This is a genomic window from Acinetobacter sp. IK40, assembly GCF_035615075.1.
In the GTDB taxonomy this organism is placed as follows: Bacteria; Pseudomonadota; Gammaproteobacteria; order Pseudomonadales; family Moraxellaceae; genus Acinetobacter; species Acinetobacter courvalinii.
Map to the genome: position 1 here is coordinate 349,322 of NZ_JANBOE010000001.1, position 19,502 is coordinate 368,823.

A 19,502-nucleotide genomic window follows, 5' to 3' on the forward strand; every position below is an offset into this window, starting at 1 on the left:
GATCTGACTTATTCATACATTAAATAAAAACCTATAGATAAGTCTGACCAATGTCATTTAATTGAGCTTAAAAAAATCTGGAGAAGAAGCCCGGTTTTTTCCATGACTTCTTGTAGTGCGCAGCAATAGGGATATGGTCGCTATATGACAGGATATGATCCAGATGTTGGTGCGCCTGTTTGATCTGACCGCTGTTATAGTATGCTTCAGCTTCAAGCAGATAGATATATTCCATAAGGTCATTATAGGCCCAGGCTTGCTGTTTATAAATCATTCGAGACTGTTCAGCCAACTGATGTACCATTGCAAAATCACCCAATCTGAGAAAGCTTTTCATCAGGTATTGATTGAGCGAAGGAAAATCTTCTGGATCAAATTCCTGCTCTATTCTGGCTGCATGATGCTGATAAAACTGGATTGCTTGCTCATGTTGTTCAAGTAAGCAGTAACTTTTAATGATCAGGTAAATCGTCTTGTCCCAGTCCTGTTGTGCCATCATAAAACTGCGTTTCAACTTTAAATAGCGATAAGCGGATGCATTTATATTTTCATAATCCTCTAACTCATTATAGACCTGCATTAACACATAATGGGGTTGAGACGCGAGAGGGAAGCGCGTAGTAACACTTTCATAATAGTCTTTGCGAATCAATGCATCCTGATCTTCATACAGTTCATAAATCAGATTCTCTACGGCACATTCTGCCACCTGTAGGTTGCGATAATCTTCATCATGCAGATGAGGTTTCTTAGCAGCATATTGATATAGCTGAAACAGGACTTTTTCAGCTTCTTCCTGAATATTGTCGATTTTGCCTAATTTTGCTTGGCAGGCCACATACTCTGCCACCCGAATTTGATGTTCAGTAAATGGCACACAGCTTTCATCATATTTTTCAAAATATTCTGCTAAGGCATGCTCCATGTCTTGGTAATTTTGCGCCTCTTTATAAGCCCAGATTCGGGTAAAATGTAATTCCATAAACTCGGAGTAATTTAATCCTTCTGTAGCAATAGCAGCTGCCTGATCATAGTGTCCGGTTCTGATCAGCTTGATGGCATAGTTATTACAACACATCGCAAAATAATGGTAATTACCGTGATAGTCGCTTGGGTATTTATTCTGCTCATAGTACTGTTTAAAGGCGTGATAAGACTGACGATAAATTTCACAATTTAAATGAGTCAGCTCGGATGTGATCTGATCATCGAAATCGTAATTTTCCTCATAAAACTCGTTCAGACTCACCCCTGCAGCATAGAGATCTCTGGGCAGGGCCGTGCTGAATACCGGCACATCCAGAGTGATGGATTGTTGCAGCAGATATTTTGATTCCAGCCATCTACGCCAGGTCACAACATCCGGTTTTAAGGCTTGGGCTTTTTCCAGATAAGTAAATGCTTGCTGATATTGTTCGTTTTCATACAGATAAGTTCCAGCAAAATGCAAAGCAGCAGCCTCATCTGGATATTTTTCAATAGTGGCTAAACTGCGTTGATAATAGGCAGATTCTGTCTTATTGAGTTGTTCATAATAGTTCCGTTCAATAATGATTTGGTAATAGCGCACTTCCGGATGCTCATAACCGTTGTTAATCAGCTCTTCAAAGCGGTGATACCAGCGGACTAGTCCGGTTGGGACTTCTGGTTGGTAATTTAATCCTTTGATCAGTTTTAATAATATTTTTTGCGCCAGCGTGATTTCTTGATGCTCATACGCAATTTCTGCCAAATGCAAATACTCGGTTTCATCTTCAACAGAGAGCAGATCAATACCATTTTCGATTTGCGTGATTAAGTCAGGATGTTGTTGTGATGCTAAAAAATACACTTTGTCGAGCCAGAGCTGTGAAATCATGATATCGCGGCATTCACGGTTATGAGCATAGTGCTGTTGATAAAGCTCAGTATATTCAGCATCATATTTTAAGAAATCGTTTACATCCTTCTGTTGTTTGGCGAGCAATAAATAATAACGCAGGGCTGCTTCTTTCTCATTTTCCTGCTGATAAAGGCGTTGTATCAGCGCTTTATATTGATCTGCATGTTCACTATTCAGTAAGGAGACAGGTTGAGTTGTACTTTCCAAAGAAGTTTCATGCTCAAACAGATAGTCCAGCATGGTCTTGAGGGTATCCAGGTCGTTGGGATGTTCTGTTAAATATTCTTCAGCAGCTTCAATACATTGGGAAATTTTCTTTTGTTTAAATAGTTGCTCGATTATTTGCTTATTCATTGAAGCTCTCTAGGCCGTTCTAAGTTGTTAGGAAGACAGGTCTGTATTATATATTTTTTCAGGCAAGTTACTATCAAGCTATTGATCTGATCCGGGTTATGGCAAATAGAGCTGAGAAAATTAAAGCTTAACTATTGAGATAAACAGGAGATGGGCACTGGTGTAGGTTTAAGTGATGCACCCATTCTACCGTATTTATCGAGTGGCTGAGCTTGTTATGATCTCTGCTGAGATAGACCGGCGCATCAGCGTATAGAAAAGTCGTTTTATGGTCGGCTTGACTGGGTGTGTGGTATTTGCTGCCGGATCAGGAAACCAAATTTGGAATGCACCGATATTTTGTCCCTTGCAGTAAATGAATTGTTACGAATAAAGTAAAATGGATAAAGCTACAATAAATTAAGTCATTTGAAGCAGAAAACTCTGATTTTTAAGATGGATATGGCTAGCTGAAAAGCGCCTTTCACAGTAGAATATGCGCTCTCTTATAAGTCACATTGTGGTAGGTTCGTTAGACCCGCCCGTGGAGCCAAAGTCAACATGTTTATCGTGGCCGGTGCATCAGCACATTCTTCTTTCAAGAAAGCTCAACTCTTAAACCGATTAACGTCAATGAGTTCTGTTCAATCTTTTGACAGCCAGTGGGTTTATTTGTTTGATCAAGCGCTCAACGAGCAGCAACATCAATCGGCATTACAACTTTTAAACGATGGTCAATCTTTCGAACTTCGCCAAGCTGCAAGTGATGAAATCCAGATTTTAGTGACACCGCGTGTCGGGACAATCTCGCCGTGGTCATCTAAAGCAACAGATATTTTCAAAAACTGTAATACCCCGGTTCACCGTTTGGAACGTGGTCTTTTATTTACCTTGAAAGGGGTGAAAGAGATTTCAAACGAAGTGAAACTGGCCTTACATGACCGTATGACAGAAAGCGTTTTTGCTCATATTGATGATGCAAAAGCATTATTCTCGGAAACCGCACCGAAGCCGTTAAACTCAATTGACATCTTGGGTCAAGGCAAAGAAGCATTAGTCAAAGCCAACAATGAGTTTGGCTTTGCTTTATCTGAGCAGGAAATTGATTACCTTACCGAAGCTTTTACCAAGCTGGGTCGTAATCCAAACGACATCGAATTAATGATGTTTGCTCAAGCGAACTCTGAACACTGTCGTCATAAAATCTTTGGTTCAGAATGGACAATTGATGGTGAGAAACAACCATTGTCCTTGTTCCAGATGATCAAGAATACCTATAAAGAATCGCCAACCGATGTGTTATCGGCATATAAAGATAACGCGTCTGTGATCGTGGGTTATGACACCATGCGTTTTTATCCGAAAGCGGATGAAAATGGTCACTTCGTTTATAAATATAAGAGTCAAGCGGCTCATATCTTAATGAAAGTTGAAACACACAACCATCCTACTGCAATTGCACCATTTGCAGGTGCTGCAACAGGTTCGGGCGGTGAAATCCGTGACGAAGGTGCAACTGGTCGTGGCGGTAAACCAAAAGCAGGCTTAACGGGCTTTACCGTTTCAAACTTGAATATTCCTGGTTTTGAACAACCGTGGGAAGATAACTACGGCAAACCTTCACGTATGGCATCGCCATTACAAATCATGATTGAAGGTCCATTGGGTGGTGCTGCGTTTAACAACGAATTCGGTCGTCCTGCATTAAATGGTTATTTCCGTACTTTCGAACAAAATGTGAATGGTGAAGTGAAAGGCTTCCATAAGCCAATCATGATCGCTGGTGGTTACGGCAATATCCGTCCTGATCATGTTGAAAAAGATGCGATTCAACCGGGTGACTTGCTCATTGTATTGGGCGGTCCTGCCATGTTGATTGGTCTTGGTGGTGGCGCGGCATCTTCTGTAGACAGCGGTACCATGGGCGAGAGCTTAGACTTTGCTTCTGTACAACGTGAAAACCCGGAAATGGAACGCCGTTGCCAAGAAGTGATTGATACTTGCTGGCGCTTGGAAGATTTCAACCCGATCGTGTCTGTACATGACGTGGGTGCGGGCGGTCTCTCCAATGCTATGCCTGAGCTGGTGAATGATCACGAGTTAGGTGCGGTATTGAATCTTCGTAAGATTCCATCTTTAGAGCCAGGTATGAGCCCGATGGAAATCTGGTCAAACGAAGCACAAGAGCGTTATGTACTTGCGATTCGTCCAGAGTCTTTAGAACAGTTTGAAGAAATCTGTGCACGTGAGCGTTGCCCGTTTGCAGTATTGGGTGAAGCGACTGAAGCACGTCATTTAACCGTTGAAGATCCATTGTTTGACAACAATGCGGTCGACATTCCAATGCAAGTGATGTTGGGCGGTACGCCTCGTATGCAACGTGCCTATGAAACGATTGAACGTACTGGCAATGACTTTGATGCTGCAAAAGTTGATTTAAAAGATGCGATTTTCCGCGTCTTGAAAAATCCAACCGTTGCATCTAAATCGTTCCTGATCACCATCGGTGACCGTTCGATTACCGGTATGGTTGCACGTGACCAGATGGTGGGTCGCTGGCAGGTACCTGTTGCCGATGCAGCAGTTACCACCACAAGTTTGCAAGGTTTCACTGGTGAAGCAATGGCAATGGGTGAACGTCCACCAGTCGCGTTGTTGAATCCGGCTGCATCTGCACGTTTAGCAGTTGCGGAAGCGATTACCAACATTGCGTGTGCCAACATCGAACAAATCAGCGATATCAAACTTTCTGCGAACTGGATGGCAGCGGCGGGTCAAAAAGGTGAAGACCAAGCCTTGTTTGAAGGTGTGAAAGCGATTGGTATGGAAATGTGTCCTGCTTTAGGCATCGCAATTCCAGTCGGTAAAGATTCACTTTCAATGCGTACGACGTGGAACGATGGTGAAGAGAAAGCCGTGACTTCGCCAATGTCGGGTGTCATTACTGCATTTGCACCTGTATTGGATGTACGTAAAACTTTAACACCTGAACTTAAAAATTTAGAAGATTCAGTACTGGTGCGTATTGACCTATCTAAAGGCCAGTTCCGCCTAGGTGGTTCGATCCTTGCGCAGGTGTATAAAGCCATTGGTTCAGTGACACCTGATGTCGATAGTTTTGATGACTTCAAAGCATTCTTTGCCCTGATTCAGGACTGGAACAATCGTGGTGTGATCAAGGCTTATCATGACATCGGTGATGGTGGTTTACTCGCGACTGTTGCTGAAATGATGTTTGCTTCACGCTTGGGTGTCGCTTTAGAAAATCAAAGTACTGAAAGCTTGTTTGCTGAAGAAATTGGTGCGGTGCTGCAAATCACAGCGGCGGATTGGGCACAGTTAGAAGTTGAAGTTGCAGCATCTAGCCTGAAAGATGCCATTGCAGTTGTCGGTCGTGTGAATACTACGGATCAATTGGCGGTCAATGGTTTAACGCTTGAGCGTGCTGAATTGCAACAAGCATGGGCAGAAGTATCGCATCAGATCCAACGCTTACGTGACAACGTAGAAACGGCTGATCAAGAATTTGCATTGATTGCAGATAAAAATCATAAAGGTTTGATTGCACAAGCGACTTATGATTTGAATGAACCTGTTGAAGCGCCGTTTATCAATACACGTCGTCCAAACATGGCAATCTTGCGTGAGCAAGGTGTCAACGGTCATGTTGAAATGGCGGCTGCATTTGACAAAGTTGGCTTCAATACGATTGATGTACACATGAGTGACTTGCTTGCCGGTCGTGTCAGCTTGAGCGATTTTGAAGGTTTAGTGGCATGTGGTGGCTTCTCATACGGTGATGTCATGGGCGCTGGCGGTGGCTGGGCAAAATCAGTCTTGTTCAATGCCAAGTTACGTGACCAGTTTGAGCAGTTCTTCCATCGTGAGAGCACCTTCAGCTTAGGCGTATGTAATGGCTGTCAAATGATGTCGCAACTTGCACCACTGATTCCGGGTGCAGAGCATTGGGGCCGTTTCCACCGTAATACCTCAGAAGTATTTGAAGCACGTGCCGTGAACGTTCGCGTAGAAAAATCGGTGTCGGTATTGCTTGAAGATATGCAAGGTTCGATTTTACCAATCGCGGTTGCGCATGGTGAAGGTCGTCTGGTTGCAACTGAACAGCAAATTGCTGCTTTAAATGCTGAGAACCAAGTGATCTTGCGTTATGTAGATAGCTTGGGTAATCCAACTCAACATTATCCGTTGAACCCGAATGGTTCACCTGAAGCAATTACAGGCTTAACCTCTAAAGATGGTCGCGCAACGGTAATGATGCCGCATCCAGAGCGTAACTTCCGTGCTTTACAGCATTCTTGGAAGCCAGAAGACTGGGCTGAAGATGGTGCCTGGTTACGTATGTTCCGTAACGCACGTAAATTTATTGGTTAATCAATCCATGCCATAAGCCACCGTCAGGTGGCTTATTTAATTCCAAATACAATAATCATCAATGGACAAGAAAAATGAAATCAAAAATCCATTTCCATGAATTTGCACTATTGATGGCATTACTGATGTCCATCGTCTCATTTTCAATTGATGCGGTTTTACCTGCATTGGGTGAAATTGGTCGTGTTTTTATCCTGCAAAATAGCAATCAGGCCCAATGGGTGATTATTAGCATTTTTTCAGGCATGACCATTGGTCAATTGATAGCAGGACCATTGTCCGATGCGATTGGACGGAAACGGATTTTATTTACAGGCATCGTGATTTACTTTTTAGGAAGCTTGTTGTGCTATTCCACGCAAAGTTTTGAATGGTTTTTGCTGGGTCGTTTTATTCAGGGTGTCGGTGTTTCTGGACCTTATGTCGCTTCGATTTCGATTGTGCGGGATAAATATAGCGGCGCACAAATGGCACGCATCATGTCTCTGATTATGATGGTGTTTATGGTCGCACCTGCGATTGCGCCGAGTTTGGGACAACTGATTATTCATTTCTTTGGCTGGCGCGATATTTTTGTATTGTATATGGTCTATGCCACGGTTGTGGGAGCATGGGTTGCTTTGCGCTTGGAAGAGACCTTAGTGCCTGAGAATCGTCTGCCAATGCGGGTACAAGCTTTTAAGGATGGCTTTAAAGAAGTGGTGAGCAATAAAACCACCATGAGTTATCTGCTCTGTGCAGGTTTCTGTTTTGGCGGTTTTATTGGCTACCTGGGCACTTCACAACAAATTTTTATGCAGCAATTCGGTAAAACAGGGCAGGAATTCAGTGCCTACTTTGCTTTATTGGCAGGTGTGATGGGGATTGCGTCTTTTACCAATTCTAGAATTGTGATGAAGTTTGGGATGCGTCCGATTTGTATTTATGGCTTTCTTGGCCTGTGTTTAATTTCATTGGTATTTTTGATCATCCAACTTGCAGGTGTAACCGTTTCATTCTGGATGTTTATGTTGTATGCCTGCATTCTGTTTTTATTGTTTGGTACGTTGTTTGGAAATCTCAATGCGATTGCCATGGAACCGATGGGGCATGTCGCAGGTATGGCTTCGGCGATTATAGGGGCATCTTCATCTGTACTGTCTTTAATACTCGCTTCGATCATTGGGCAGCTGTATAACGGTACTTTGATTCCAATGACTAGTGGTTTTGTGATTTTGTGTGGTTTGGCATTTGCGATGACAATGTATGAGAAAAGACAGTTGAAAAATTCTAGGGTTATAGGTCATTAAGTGATTAATAATGGTGTAAGTCTTTACTCTAGACTAGTAGTGTTGGGAAAATGAAAAAAAGACTTCTAGATACAGCAACAGTATTGTTAGACAAATTTATTAATCGTTATCATGATTATGAAGATTTTTGGGGTATAGGTGTTTTATACACTTATTGCCAGTCTTTAGATCAATCCTTCTTAACATTTAATCTCATAGATCAGGACTGCTTTGGAAATGATGAGTTCTTGACGCAAGTTAATATTAAATTTTCGGACTATTTTGATAAGTATTTAGCTATTCATAAGAAAAAGAGAGGAGATTTAACTGAGGCAACAATAAAAATTGCTTTTGATAAAGATCATAAAATATTGCCAGAAACTTTATTTGGTGATTATTTTCAAGTTAGAGTGAAACTAATTGATTCGTATGGTAGGAGTTTCATGCGATATAGTGATGGATTCTGCATGTCACATGCGTTGTGGATAGAACAACGTAATTACATAGATTCATTATCAATAGAAAGCCATCACATGATGGGGAGTATTCATTTTCCTTTAACACGACCTATAAAATCACTAACAGATACTGATATTTTATTTAGTCCATAGTAAGAAACTATACCTTATCAGTGGTTGTGGGAAATTTATCTTTGTATTGGATGTTTAGTTCATTTCAGTGGCTCAATTCTTGCTTCTTATATTTTCACAATGAATAACATAGACGAGAACCGCATGATGAAAAATGAAAACTATTTAAGAACAAGCTATTCAAAAGACAAAGGCTGGTTTTGGTTTGGCTTAACTGTAATTATTCAACTGCTATTTATCGTCGTGAGTTATCTCATGATTAATCTTCCACTTTGATTGTTTAGCACTTATACCGTTATGATTGAAGCCAGATTGATTTCAATTTGAGCCATTTTACGATGTTAAAACTGATTTATTACGTACCTGAATCTCATCTGGAAGTGACCAAACAAGCGATTTTTGATGCCGGGGCAGGTGGTGTTGGAAACTATGAACACTGTGCTTGGCAAGTCAAAGGCATCGGGCAATTTAAGCCCGTTAAAGGTGCCAATCCATTCTTAGGACAACTGGATGAGTTAGAGCAGCTCGACGAATGGCGAGTTGAAACCATTGTTGCAGAAGAGAAGGCCAGTGCGGTGGCAAAAGCTTTAAAGGCAAGCCATCCCTATGAAGAACCGGCCTTTGAGTTTATCCAGATTTTAGATATTCAATAAGCTTTATTATTTACCAGGCATCGTGCTTTGAATTAATCGGGCGATATCGGTTGTGCGTGCGCGGATCAACTCTGCTGCATTTTGACAGGCTTGTTCTAGCGTGCTTGGGCCGGAAGTTAAAGAAAAGGCAGCGGTAATGCCATGTTCGTATAAAGCTTGATAGTTTTGCCCAAGTGTTCCTGCAATCACAATCACAGGGATATTGGCAGCTTTTGCTATTTTGGCCACACCGAATGGGGTTTTGCCATTTAAGGTTTGTTTATCAAACTTTCCTTCGCCAGTAATCACCCAATCCGCCCCCTGAATTTTATCGGCAAGTTGATTTAGTTCTGCAATGACTTCGATACCTGGTCTAAACTCGGCCTTTAAGAATGTTTTAGCCGCAAAACCCAAGCCACCCGCAGCTCCCGAACCAGCCTCATGACGTTGATCAAGGCCAAAGTATTGAGTCGTAACATCGGCAAAACGGGAGAGGGCTTGATCTAAGGCCAACACTTGTTGAGGTGAAGCGCCTTTTTGTGGCCCGAAAATATGTGAAGCGCCGTTTACTCCGCAAAGTGGATTGGTGACATCAGCGGCCAATAAAAATTTAGTCTGTTGAATTCGTGAATCAAAATTTTCCAGATCGATCTGTACCAGGTTTTGCAGAGCAAGACCACCAACAGGCAAGACTTGATGATCTGCATCCAGAAATCTGGCACCTAATGCATGGAGTAACCCTGTACCTGCATCATTGGTTGCGCTACCGCCAATTGTCAGAATAATTTCCTTAGCACCGGCATCCAAAGCAGCCAGGATCAGTTCACCTGTACCAAAAGTACTGCTGATACAGGCATTACGTTGTGAAGGCTTTAGCAACTGGATACCACTGGCTTGTGCCATTTCAATGATGGCGATCTTTTCAGCCTCTAACCAGCCCCATTTTGCCAGTACCGATTCACCAAGTGGGCCTTGTACTCTTTGCTCTCGCCATTGACCTGAACAAACTTCCAATACAGCCTCGATAGAGCCTTCACCGCCATCCGCCATAGGGCATTGAATGATTTCTGCATCAGGAAAGACTTGTTGCCAACCTAAAGCAATCGCCTGAGCAATACCGTGTGCAGATAGGCTGTCCTTAAATGAATCAGGCGCAATGACGACTTTCATAGTTTTAAAATTTAGTTTTGATCTGAGTCGAGCTTAGATGGTCTGCCCGTAAATATCCAGATTGGAAAAAATAAAAAACCACTTAACTTTTGGGGTTAAGTGGTTTGTTTAAATGATTTGGACCGTGATTAATTAAACTGAGAAAAATCAGGCTTACGTTTTTGCATAAAGGCTTGTACCGCTTCCATCATTTCAGGAGAACGTACACGTTGCATAAAAATTTCAGCTTCATCATCAACACACTGAATGATTTCAGCCAAGTCCTGTTTCATCAGTGCTTTAGTTTGTTTGATCGACGCCAATGGCAGCGCAGCTAAATGTTGCGCAGTTTGCTGTGCAGTGGCATAGACATCTTCAACCACATCATTGACCAGATTGGCTTTTACCGCCGTTGCTGCATCAAATTTCTTCGCCGTGAATAATAACTCGGCTGCTTTCTGGTAACCTGCCTGTTTGACCAGTAAACGGCTAGCTGCACCTTCCGGAGATAATCCAAGGCTGACAAATGGAATCTGGAACAGGGCCGTATTGTCTGCAAACACCAGATCGGCATGTAATAAAATCGTCACCCCAATACCAATTGCAACCCCTTTGACTGCAATGATTAGCGGTTTTGAAAAACGGGCAGCTGCTTTTAATAACACAAATGGCGGTTGGTCGCCCGCTTTACCTTCATGCGGCTTTTGAATAAAGCCCATAAAGTCTTTCATGTCATTACCCGCAGTAAAGTCTTGTTCTGCACCACGGAAGATCACCACACGAACGTCTTTATCCGCATCGGCTTCATCCAAAGCTTTTGCGATCCACAGGTAAAGTTCACCATAGAGTGCATTTTTTGCTTCTGAACGGTTAATGGCTAAGGTGAGTACGCCATCTTCTAAATTTGCTTGCAAATGTTGATGAGGTTGTTGAATACAGCTAAGTGTCATCGTACTATCCTTGCTTTAATCCAGATTGTTGTTAAGTGCACTCATTATGTCGCATATTTACCAGAATGGCACAACTGATGAGTTCACAAAAAAGTGAAATTAAGCCTATGTACACATTTGACTATCTCGTTTTTATTGGACGCTTCCAGCCATTTCATCTGGCACATATGCAAACCATTGAAATTGCGTTACAACAAAGTCAAAACGTGATCTTGGCTTTAGGTTCGGCTCAATCGGAACGGAATATCAAGAATCCTTTTCTGGCGGTTGAGCGTGAGAAAATGATCTTGTCGAACTTTTCTGAACAAGATCAAAAGCGCATTCATTTTGTGCATGTAGTTGATGTGTATAACGATGAAAAATGGGTCAAGCAGGTCAAAGATTTGGTCAATGGGATCATTCAACCGGATGCAAAAGTCGGTCTGATTGGTCATTTTAAGGATGAATCTTCCTATTATTTACGTTTATTTCCTGAGTGGCAGATGGTGGAACTGGAGAGTTTGAAAGATTCAATTTCAGCAACGCCCATGCGTGAAGCCTATTATCGTGGGGAGATTCAAACCGAGTTTTTCCCAGAAGGCACCATTCAGTTTTTAAATGACTTTCAGCAATCGGCCGTTTATCCGAAATTACAGCAAAAATTTAAGGATAATGATCGTTCCAATATTGATGGAGCTTGATCGCTTGGGGAGACTAGGCATCTTCCCAAAAAATAATTCGATTTGAAAATGGATCGCTTATACTCAGCTCCAAGGTTTCCCAATCGGTTTTCTGCGCTTGAGGCTTGGCAAATTTATAGTCTTTTGCATCCAGTTCCGCATGAAGCAAACTAAGATTTTCCCAGTAAATACGAATGGCACTGTGCGGGCTAGCATCTCCAAAATGTTCTGTTAAATGAATGATGCAATCCTCTCTGGAAATCTGTAGATAAAGTGGGAAGTTATCCCCAAAAGTATGTTGCCAGTCGAGTTGAAAGCCCAAATAGTCCAGATAAAATGATTGGGCGAGTTCCACATCAAAAATACGCAGAATGGGGGTAATTGAGCCAGATTGCATGTTTATTCCTTTTTATCGAACACCAAATTGTTGAGTCCAATACGTTTTTTGCTTCGCGGATTGATCAACTGTACAGGCGATCGCATAGTCTGTAAATTTTGGATGCATCAAATTGCGACAATGCACCGGACTGGCCAGCCATGTTGCCATCACTTCATTCAAGCTATTTTGTCCACGTGCCACATTTTCCCCACCGCCGTGGCCTTTAAATTGTGTCTTTAAGCGGTTTCTAAAATCCTGACCTGTGCTGCTGGTGTGTCCGAGCATACTGTGTTGAGCCATATCCTGTGCATGCGCAAACGCACTTTGGGATAAAGCATGACTCCATTTTAAGGGAGCTACGGCAGGGAAATGCTGACCACCACATTGCTGTGGATGCTGTCGAATTTCATTGATTGCATTCAGAATAGCCTGCTGATAGGCAGGGTTTTGTATATCCTGACAGCGTATTGAGGCGGTCGGCTGATTGATTTGTGCGACACTAAAGGACTGTTGTTGAGATGTTGCAGGTGTACTTGTACTACAAGCGGATAAGAACATGAGACAGCTAAGGCTAGAAAGTGGTTTTAGAGGATTCATTTTCAGTATCTTTTAATTATTTTTAATGTCCTTATCATACGCTAAGCAGCAAGTGAACAGCAATTTGCCTGAATAAAAAAAGCGGATATGGAATCCGCTTTTTTATAGAATCGTCTTAAGCTGTTTGCAGGGCTTTTAAGTCTTCTAATACTTGTTCAGCATGTCCAGCCGCTTTGACTTTGCGATAGTTTTTCACTAACTGCTGGTTATGGAAAATAAAGGTTGAGCGTTCGATGCCCATGACTTGTTTGCCATACATATTTTTTTCTTTAATCACGTCGAAATGTTTACACAGCACTTCTTCTTTATCACTGATTAAATCAATACTGAGCGATTGCTTTTCGGTAAAGTTCTGATGTGCTTTAACTGAATCACGAGATACCCCAATAATCTGGCAGTTTAAGGCATCAAACTGATCTTTCAAGCAAGAAAAGCCTACTGCTTGAGTGGTACAACCTGGTGTTGAATCTTTAGGATAGAAATAGAGCACCAACCATTCACTGCCAGTCTCGGCCAGATTGATTTCACCTTGTGTGGTTGGGAATACATGATTTGGTAATTGAATATTCTCAGACATTGTTCATCCTTCGATAAAATTAGTTTTGCTCAAGCTCAAGCGGTAAAAAAGCATATTCTTCATGATAAACAATATCGCCGTGACGTACAGGAATAGCTTTGTTAAAAATTGGTCCATCAATCACGGTGGTGTGGAATTCACCGCCTTCACCACATGGATCAATGCCACGATCTTCCAATTCTTGGATGTAGTCCAAGGTTAAAATCTTACCCAGATCTTCAACTTGCATACCCAGTTTCAGATTGATGGTGACGATGACACTTTTAAACCCCAGCTGAATAAATTCTTCGACCACCTCACGGTGAGGGCGTAACCAGAGCGGCATGCCCAGTTTTAGCCCCACTTGCTGGGTCACCCGGTCATGCCAGCAACCATGCTCAGGCATATCCAGATCACCGGTAACCAGCACTTCTGCACCATGTTGTTTGGCTTGATCGAGCAGGGCAATGAACTTTGTTTCATAATCAGCCCAACTGGAAGAGGTCATAAACACGGGTAAAGCAACCGCGTCTGCTTGTGCCCGGATAATCTCCAGCGGCATCGCATGGGAACGAGAACGCTGACCTTGGTCTTCCAGCATGACAATGAGCCCAATCACAGTGCCTGTTTGCATGGCATGGTATAAGGCGAGGGAACTATCTTTGCCGCCACTGAACGAGACGATCGACTGTCGTTGTTCGGCATTGGTTTTCCATTGATCTTGCATGGTGTTATTCAACTGATTCTAGATAGAGGGAATTTTAACAAAGCCCAATAAAAAAGCCCGCATAAATGCAGGCTTTGTTTTCAAGCTTACAGGCTTATTTTTTTGGAGCCTGTTGCTGTTGTTGAGCAGCTTTCATTGCTTCTTCAGTCAGTTTTTCTAACTTGCTGACAAGTGGTGCACCTAAACATGCTTGTAGGTCTTTATTTTGCTGTTGCACAAAACCTAAAGAGCTTGGGCTTTTCTTGGCATTGATTGCGCTCTGGATTTCCCATTTTTGCGCTTCAGTTACTTTACCTTGAGCATCAATTTGGCAACCACAGAACTTGCTGACTTCAGCAGCAGTTAATTTGCCGCCTTTTGCAGTCTGGTCTTTACATACGTTGACCAATGCTGCTTTTACATTGGTACTTTTATACGCAGTTTGTAATGGATTATCAGCTGCGTGAGTTGCTGTCGCAAAAAGTGCAGCAGCTGACATCATTGTAGAAAGAATAAGATTTGATTTAGAAAACTTCATATAATGTACCTAATTTTTTACCCTAATATCGATTATTCAGCGTAACGCGTAGGATCCGCAATACCTGCTTCGATAAAACCTTGTTGACGTAAACGACAACTGTCGCATTTGCCACATGCACGTCCTTGAGCATCTGCCTGATAGCAGGATACCGTTTGACTGTAGTCTACGCCATGTTCGATGCCTAAGCGTATAATATTCGCTTTGGATAAATGTAACAAAGGTGTTTCTATTTTAAGGGGTTTTCCTTCAACGCCCGCTTTGGTTGCTAAATGCGCAAGATTGGCAAAAGCGTCAATAAATTCAGGTCGACAATCTGGATATCCTGAATAATCAACAGCATTGATACCAATCACGATGGCAGCAGCGTCAAAAACCTCTGCCGCAGCAAGGGCATAAGACAAGAAAATTGTGTTACGTGCTGGAACATAAGTTACAGGAATCCCTTCTTGTAATTGTTCTGGGACTTCAATGTTATGATCTGTAAGCGCGGAACCGCCTAAATTGCCTAAATCAATATTAATGATACGGTGTTCAACGCCTGCACGTTGAGCGAGTGCTTTTGCTGCATCAAGTTCAGTGGTTGAACGTTGACCGTACATAAAGCTTAAGGCGATACATTCATAATTTGCCTGTGCCCAGGCCAGACACGTTGTTGAGTCTAAGCCGCCAGACAATAATACGATGGCACGAGAACGCATATTATTTTCCATTATTCAACCTAAAATAAATTTGAGGAAACCATTTCTATGGGAGATATGGTTTTCATAAGCTTTTAACGACCGGATTCATCATTCCATAACAGTTTGTGCAACTGTAGCTGGAAACGAACAGGGAGATGGTCTTCTAAAATCCATTGGGCCAAGTCGCGTGCCAATGCTGGCAGGGCAACTGCACCTTTTTCCACTGCAAAAGCAGGTGAGAACCAAACCGTACTCACTTTGTCTTGCAATTGGAACTGTTCCAGCTGTTGTTTTGACCATTCATAATCTTCACGATTACAGATCACAAATTTAATCTGGTCATGTGGGGTGAGATGGTCAAGATTGCTGAACAAATTACGGTGATCTTCTTTCGAGGTGGGTGTTTTTAAATCCAGCACTTTGGAAACACGTGGGTCAACCTTGGAAACATCCAAAGCGCCACTGGTTTCAAGAGAAATCTGAAAACCAAGATCACAAAGGCGTTGTAACAGGATCAGACAGTTTGGTTGTGCAAGCGGTTCGCCACCTGTGACACAAATATAAGGTGTTTTATGCTGGCTTGCGGTTTCGATAATCTGTTCCAGCGATAAACGCTCACCACCTTCAAAAGAATAGGTGGTATCACAATAACTGCAACGTAACGGACAGCCTGTTAAGCGAATAAACACCGTCGGTAGACCAAAGGTATTCGCTTCGCCTTGCAAAGAGTAAAAGATCTCCGTAATGCGTAAACCAGCCGCAGGATCAGAGACAGGAATTGCAGAAGAACGTAAGGAAGCCATAAATAGTTACCACAGACAGGTGCCACACAAGCAGCATGCTACATAAAAAACAAAATCTCTACGACCATGACTGATCGTAGAGACGAGGAACCATTAAGTTCCGTATATATTACAAATTAGTCAGCGCGTAATAAATCGTTCAAGCTGGTTTTTGCACGGGTTTTTGCATCCACTTTTTTCACGATGATGGCTGCATATAAGCTGTAAGTACCGCATTTTGATGGAAGGTTACCCGCAACAACTACAGAACCTGCTGGTACACGGCCGTAGTGAATTTCACCCGTTTCACGATCAAAGATTTTGGTAGATTGACCGATGAAAACGCCCATTGAAATGACCGAACCTTCTTCAACAATCACGCCTTCAACGATTTCAGAACGTGCACCGATGAAACAGTTATCTTCAATAATGGTCGGGTTTGCCTGTAAAGGTTCTAAAACACCACCGATACCAACGCCACCAGACAAGTGAACATTTTTACCGATTTGTGCACATGAACCTACAGTTGCCCAAGTATCAACCATTGTGCCTTCATCTACATAAGCACCAATATTGACATAAGAAGGCATTAACACCACATTTTTAGCCTGGAAGCTACCACGACGGGCAACTGCAGGAGGCACGACACGTACACCCGCAGCTTTGAACTGTTCTTCAGTCCAGCCTGAATGTTTGGTATCTACTTTGTCATAGAAACGAAGATCACACGATTCGATCGGTTTGTTATCATTGAGTTTGAATGAAAGCAAAACGGCTTTTTTCAGCCACTGGTGAACAACCCATTCACCATCGATTTTTTCGGCAACACGTAGTGTACCGTTATCTAATCCAGCCAATGCTTGTTCTACAGCTTGACGGATTTCAGTTGGGCAGTCCGCTGCACTATAGTTGGCACGGTCTTCAAATGCTTGCTCAATGATTGTAGAAAGCTGAGACATGATCTTCCTTCTTCCAAAAAAATTTTGAAGATTTTACACTAATTTTGTAGGGTCTGTTGCCATTTTATAAATAGGTTGCGTTATAAGCTAAAATTTTATCAGACGAGGCATAAAACGCAGGGAATGGCTATTCCCTTGCCAAGTTTCATAACGAAGTATGAGGGAGTTTTAGCTATAACCTGAGCAAGAGCAAAGCACTGCTTTGATTACAGCGCAAGGCGAAGCTTAAGGACAAGGAGTTTTTTTGTCGCTACATCGTTATGTCTTGTTCATTTAGAAAGCCTAAACTTCACAAGCCATGCCTTGTATCGCCTAAAAAATCTCCATTGTCGCAACCATAGATAAAGTGGCAGCAGACCCTCAGAATCTTTGAAAAAAGTGGTTACAATATTTTGTTTTAAAATTGAGCAATAAAACTGTCATAAAAATGGAGCTTATTGTTTTTTATCTATAATTTAGAAATACATAATTCCTTCGAATTTGTATCAAAAAATAACAAAAAATAATCAGTTTCTGTATAAAAAAATAGCGCTATTTATTTTATGCTGTGTCCACAGTAACAATTATACTTTAAATAAGAGCATTTTTGAGGAGACTTCAATGAAAGCTTTGCGTGTTATGTTAGCAGCAGGTGCATTAACAGCGATTGCAGGTACTGCATTTGCGGCAGATGAACAAGTTGTGCAGGAATCTGTGTACGCTTTTCCTTCATACTTAGATCCAGTTTCAGTTCGTGCTGAAGTGGGTACTACTGGTTACGGTGGGGCAATTTCATATAAAGTCAACCCATACGTTAGCTTAAGCCTTGGTTACAATGGTGGCGATATTTCTTGGTCAGATGACCTTAAAATTAATGGCTCTAAATATGACCTAGATATGGATAATAAAACAGCATATTTAAATGCTGAAATCCGTCCTTGGGGTGCAAGTGCCAATAACTTTGCGAATTCATTATATGTTGCGACAGGTGTTGGTTATTTAGATAATGACTACAAACTTGATCGTCGTGTAAGTCAGGGCCGTAACTTCAGTGTGAACAATACTGATTTTAATGCAACTTCTGATGTACATATCGCAGGTAAAATGAGTTATAAAGATGATATCGCACCATATGTAGGTGTCGGTATTGCACCGCAAGTCTATAAAAATATTGGCGTGTTTGGTGAGGTTGGTGCTTACTATACTGGTAATCCAACTGCATCTTTACGAAACGTAAATGGTGGTACAGCGAGTAATGGTAGCGGTGCTAACTTGAATGATGAAATTGCGAAAGAAGAACGCAATATTGAAAACAAAAGTAAATATGAGTGGATGCCAGTTGCGAAAGTGGGTATGAGCTTCAAGTTCTAATCCATGCATTCCTTATAAAAAAACGAGCGTCATGCTCGTTTTTTTATGCCTGTGAAATAGACAACATAAAAGGCGCATCATGCGCCTTTTATGTTCAGGATCATTTATTCTTCGGGATAAGCGACTTTTTTCAGCGCTTTAATATCTGTTTCTGGTGAGCAAAGCGAGATAAATTCATAACCATAGCCCCGCAGTAGATGGCCTTTGCGTACCGCGATCCAGGTGGTATTTACGCCAAATACATCAGTCTTGATCTGTTGTAGGCGATAATCACGTTCAGCATCATAAGCGACATCATTGACAATCCCGACGCCCATATTCAGTTCAACATAGGTTTTAATGACATCGGCATCAAGTGCTGACATTACGATGTCTGCATGAAGTTGTGCATCTTCAAAAGCTTTATCAATTTTTGAACGACCCGTGAAACCGCCGTGGTAAGTAATCAGCGGATAGTCAGCCAATACATCCAGGCTGATTTTATCTAGTTTTGCCAATGGATGGTCTTTCGGGGTAATAATGCTATGGTGCCATTCATAATACGGAACACTGGCCAGATTTTCTTCTGTGGTTAATGATTCGGTTGCGATCCCGATATCGGCCTCACCCTGAAGCAGCATTTCTGCAATTTCAACAGGACTGGCTTGTTGTAAAACCAAATGAACTTTAGGAAATAGTTTCTTAAATTGATTCACAATCGGTGGCAGCACATAACGCGCTTGGGTATGTGTGGTGGCAATGGTCAGTGTGCCTTCATCAACTTTATTAAAATCATCGGCGAGGCGTTTAATATTATCGGCATCGACCAACATGCGTTCCACGATGCTGAGTAAAGACTGACCTGGCTCGGTCAGACCCAGTAAGCGTTTGCCTTTACGTACAAATAACTGTACGCCGAGTTCATCTTCTAAATCTTTGATGTGTTTGCTGACGCCAGATTGAGAGGTATAAAGGGCCGCAGATGCTTCGGTTAAATTAAAGTTTTGGCGAACAGTTTCTCGAATAATTCTGAGTTGTTGAAAGTTCATAGTCTTTTTTCCACATAAGGTGAGAAACGGCTAAAGTCCTGCAAGGATAGTTTAACCGCCCTCAAAGTA

The 19,502-nt window shown here is 42.1% G+C and carries 19 protein-coding genes; 7 read left to right on the forward strand and 12 right to left on the reverse strand.

The window, feature by feature from the left end; translation table 11 throughout:
- Positions 1 to 67: 67 nt before the first annotated feature.
- Positions 68 to 2,236 (reverse strand): hypothetical protein, encoded by a 2,169-nt coding sequence (locus MSG93_RS01735; protein ID WP_324619390.1) that lies wholly within the window; start codon positions 2,234 to 2,236, stop codon positions 68 to 70.
- A 540-nt stretch (positions 2,237 to 2,776) separates the two neighbouring features.
- Here MSG93_RS01735 and purL point away from each other — a divergent pair.
- The 5 genes from purL to MSG93_RS01760 all read left to right on the forward strand — a co-directional run bounded on the left by purL (position 2,777) and on the right by MSG93_RS01760 (position 9,118).
- Complete coding sequence (gene purL / locus MSG93_RS01740) at positions 2,777 to 6,607, forward strand: phosphoribosylformylglycinamidine synthase (RefSeq protein WP_324619392.1); 3,831 nt, start codon at positions 2,777 to 2,779, stop codon at positions 6,605 to 6,607.
- 74 nt (positions 6,608 to 6,681) lie between these two features.
- Positions 6,682 to 7,896 (forward strand): multidrug effflux MFS transporter, encoded by a 1,215-nt coding sequence (locus tag MSG93_RS01745; protein ID WP_324619394.1) that lies wholly within the window; start codon positions 6,682 to 6,684, stop codon positions 7,894 to 7,896.
- Between the two features lie 50 nt (positions 7,897 to 7,946).
- Positions 7,947 to 8,486, forward strand: a complete 540-nt coding sequence (locus MSG93_RS01750; RefSeq protein ID WP_202740090.1) for a hypothetical protein — start codon at positions 7,947 to 7,949, stop codon at positions 8,484 to 8,486.
- 123 nt (positions 8,487 to 8,609) lie between these two features.
- Positions 8,610 to 8,741, forward strand: coding sequence for a KGW motif small protein (locus tag MSG93_RS01755; protein WP_262754516.1), 132 nt, complete (start codon positions 8,610 to 8,612; stop codon positions 8,739 to 8,741).
- Between the two features lie 62 nt (positions 8,742 to 8,803).
- Complete coding sequence (locus tag MSG93_RS01760; RefSeq protein ID WP_324619399.1) at positions 8,804 to 9,118, forward strand: NGG1p interacting factor NIF3; 315 nt, start codon at positions 8,804 to 8,806, stop codon at positions 9,116 to 9,118.
- A 6-nt stretch (positions 9,119 to 9,124) separates the two neighbouring features.
- Here the strand turns inward: MSG93_RS01760 and MSG93_RS01765 are convergent, their stop codons facing one another.
- Complete coding sequence (locus MSG93_RS01765) at positions 9,125 to 10,267, reverse strand: glycerate kinase (protein ID WP_324619401.1); 1,143 nt, start codon at positions 10,265 to 10,267, stop codon at positions 9,125 to 9,127.
- A gap of 128 nt (positions 10,268 to 10,395) precedes the next feature.
- A complete protein-coding gene (locus MSG93_RS01770; protein WP_005229485.1) occupies positions 10,396 to 11,196 on the reverse strand; it encodes an enoyl-CoA hydratase-related protein in 801 nt (266 codons plus the stop codon).
- Positions 11,197 to 11,303: 107 nt separating this feature from the next.
- Here MSG93_RS01770 and MSG93_RS01775 point away from each other — a divergent pair, with 107 nt between their 5' ends.
- Entirely contained in the window at positions 11,304 to 11,876 is a 573-nt protein-coding gene (locus MSG93_RS01775) for a nicotinate-nicotinamide nucleotide adenylyltransferase (protein WP_324620645.1), read from the forward strand.
- Between the two features lie 13 nt (positions 11,877 to 11,889).
- On the opposite strand, the gene MSG93_RS01780 is transcribed toward MSG93_RS01775, so the two are convergent.
- The 8 genes from MSG93_RS01780 to dapD form a co-directional block, all read right to left on the reverse strand.
- Positions 11,890 to 12,252: a glyoxalase superfamily protein gene (locus MSG93_RS01780; protein WP_324619404.1), complete on the reverse strand. Its 363-nt coding sequence runs from the start codon at positions 12,250 to 12,252 to the stop codon at positions 11,890 to 11,892.
- Between the two features lie 12 nt (positions 12,253 to 12,264).
- Positions 12,265 to 12,831, reverse strand: coding sequence for a CAP domain-containing protein (locus MSG93_RS01785; RefSeq protein ID WP_324619406.1), 567 nt, complete (start codon positions 12,829 to 12,831; stop codon positions 12,265 to 12,267).
- Positions 12,832 to 12,946: 115 nt separating this feature from the next.
- Positions 12,947 to 13,408, reverse strand: coding sequence for a peroxiredoxin (locus tag MSG93_RS01790; protein ID WP_324619408.1), 462 nt, complete (start codon positions 13,406 to 13,408; stop codon positions 12,947 to 12,949).
- A 19-nt stretch (positions 13,409 to 13,427) separates the two neighbouring features.
- Positions 13,428 to 14,114, reverse strand: coding sequence for a diphthine--ammonia ligase (locus tag MSG93_RS01795; protein WP_324619410.1), 687 nt, complete (start codon positions 14,112 to 14,114; stop codon positions 13,428 to 13,430).
- 94 nt (positions 14,115 to 14,208) lie between these two features.
- Positions 14,209 to 14,631, reverse strand: coding sequence for a hypothetical protein (locus MSG93_RS01800; RefSeq protein WP_005229494.1), 423 nt, complete (start codon positions 14,629 to 14,631; stop codon positions 14,209 to 14,211).
- Positions 14,632 to 14,663: 32 nt separating this feature from the next.
- A complete protein-coding gene (gene queC, locus MSG93_RS01805; RefSeq protein ID WP_199949367.1) occupies positions 14,664 to 15,332 on the reverse strand; it encodes a 7-cyano-7-deazaguanine synthase QueC in 669 nt (222 codons plus the stop codon).
- Positions 15,333 to 15,406: 74 nt separating this feature from the next.
- Positions 15,407 to 16,117 carry a 7-carboxy-7-deazaguanine synthase QueE gene (gene queE, locus MSG93_RS01810; protein WP_324619412.1) on the reverse strand — a complete coding sequence of 237 codons (711 nt, stop codon included), beginning with the start codon at positions 16,115 to 16,117 and terminating at the stop codon, positions 15,407 to 15,409.
- A 116-nt stretch (positions 16,118 to 16,233) separates the two neighbouring features.
- Positions 16,234 to 17,055, reverse strand: coding sequence for a 2,3,4,5-tetrahydropyridine-2,6-dicarboxylate N-succinyltransferase (gene dapD / locus MSG93_RS01815; RefSeq protein ID WP_324619414.1), 822 nt, complete (start codon positions 17,053 to 17,055; stop codon positions 16,234 to 16,236).
- 600 nt (positions 17,056 to 17,655) lie between these two features.
- Here dapD and carO point away from each other — a divergent pair.
- Positions 17,656 to 18,405, forward strand: coding sequence for an ornithine uptake porin CarO (gene carO, locus MSG93_RS01820; RefSeq protein WP_262765025.1), 750 nt, complete (start codon positions 17,656 to 17,658; stop codon positions 18,403 to 18,405).
- Positions 18,406 to 18,509: 104 nt separating this feature from the next.
- Here the strand turns inward: carO and MSG93_RS01825 are convergent, their stop codons facing one another.
- The gene (locus tag MSG93_RS01825; RefSeq protein ID WP_005229503.1) at positions 18,510 to 19,433 is read right to left on the reverse strand and encodes a CysB family HTH-type transcriptional regulator; all 924 of its coding nucleotides are present in this window, start codon (positions 19,431 to 19,433) and stop codon (positions 18,510 to 18,512) included.
- Positions 19,434 to 19,502: the final 69 nt, after the last annotated feature.

Bases quoted from the DNA above. Each gene is read 5' to 3' on its own strand.
- queC (WP_199949367.1), bottom strand. From the start codon at position 15,332: ATGCGTTCTCGTGCCATCGTATTATTGTCTGGCGGCTTAGACTCAACA.
- MSG93_RS01790 (WP_324619408.1), bottom strand. From the start codon at position 13,408: ATGTCTGAGAATATTCAATTACCAAATCATGTATTCCCAACCACACAA.
- purL (WP_324619392.1), top strand. From the start codon at position 2,777: ATGTTTATCGTGGCCGGTGCATCAGCACATTCTTCTTTCAAGAAAGCT.
- carO (WP_262765025.1), top strand. From the start codon at position 17,656: ATGAAAGCTTTGCGTGTTATGTTAGCAGCAGGTGCATTAACAGCGATT.
- MSG93_RS01800 (WP_005229494.1), bottom strand. From the start codon at position 14,631: ATGAAGTTTTCTAAATCAAATCTTATTCTTTCTACAATGATGTCAGCT.
- MSG93_RS01745 (WP_324619394.1), top strand. From the start codon at position 6,682: ATGAAATCAAAAATCCATTTCCATGAATTTGCACTATTGATGGCATTA.
- MSG93_RS01735 (WP_324619390.1), bottom strand. From the start codon at position 2,236: ATGAATAAGCAAATAATCGAGCAACTATTTAAACAAAAGAAAATTTCC.
- MSG93_RS01750 (WP_202740090.1), top strand. From the start codon at position 7,947: ATGAAAAAAAGACTTCTAGATACAGCAACAGTATTGTTAGACAAATTT.
- MSG93_RS01775 (WP_324620645.1), top strand. From the start codon at position 11,304: ATGTACACATTTGACTATCTCGTTTTTATTGGACGCTTCCAGCCATTT.
- MSG93_RS01770 (WP_005229485.1), bottom strand. From the start codon at position 11,196: ATGACACTTAGCTGTATTCAACAACCTCATCAACATTTGCAAGCAAAT.
- MSG93_RS01755 (WP_262754516.1), top strand. From the start codon at position 8,610: ATGATGAAAAATGAAAACTATTTAAGAACAAGCTATTCAAAAGACAAA.
- MSG93_RS01795 (WP_324619410.1), bottom strand. From the start codon at position 14,114: ATGCAAGATCAATGGAAAACCAATGCCGAACAACGACAGTCGATCGTC.
- MSG93_RS01765 (WP_324619401.1), bottom strand. From the start codon at position 10,267: ATGAAAGTCGTCATTGCGCCTGATTCATTTAAGGACAGCCTATCTGCA.
- dapD (WP_324619414.1), bottom strand. From the start codon at position 17,055: ATGTCTCAGCTTTCTACAATCATTGAGCAAGCATTTGAAGACCGTGCC.
- MSG93_RS01760 (WP_324619399.1), top strand. From the start codon at position 8,804: ATGTTAAAACTGATTTATTACGTACCTGAATCTCATCTGGAAGTGACC.
- MSG93_RS01780 (WP_324619404.1), bottom strand. From the start codon at position 12,252: ATGCAATCTGGCTCAATTACCCCCATTCTGCGTATTTTTGATGTGGAA.
- MSG93_RS01785 (WP_324619406.1), bottom strand. From the start codon at position 12,831: ATGAATCCTCTAAAACCACTTTCTAGCCTTAGCTGTCTCATGTTCTTA.
- MSG93_RS01825 (WP_005229503.1), bottom strand. From the start codon at position 19,433: ATGAACTTTCAACAACTCAGAATTATTCGAGAAACTGTTCGCCAAAAC.
- queE (WP_324619412.1), bottom strand. From the start codon at position 16,117: ATGGCTTCCTTACGTTCTTCTGCAATTCCTGTCTCTGATCCTGCGGCT.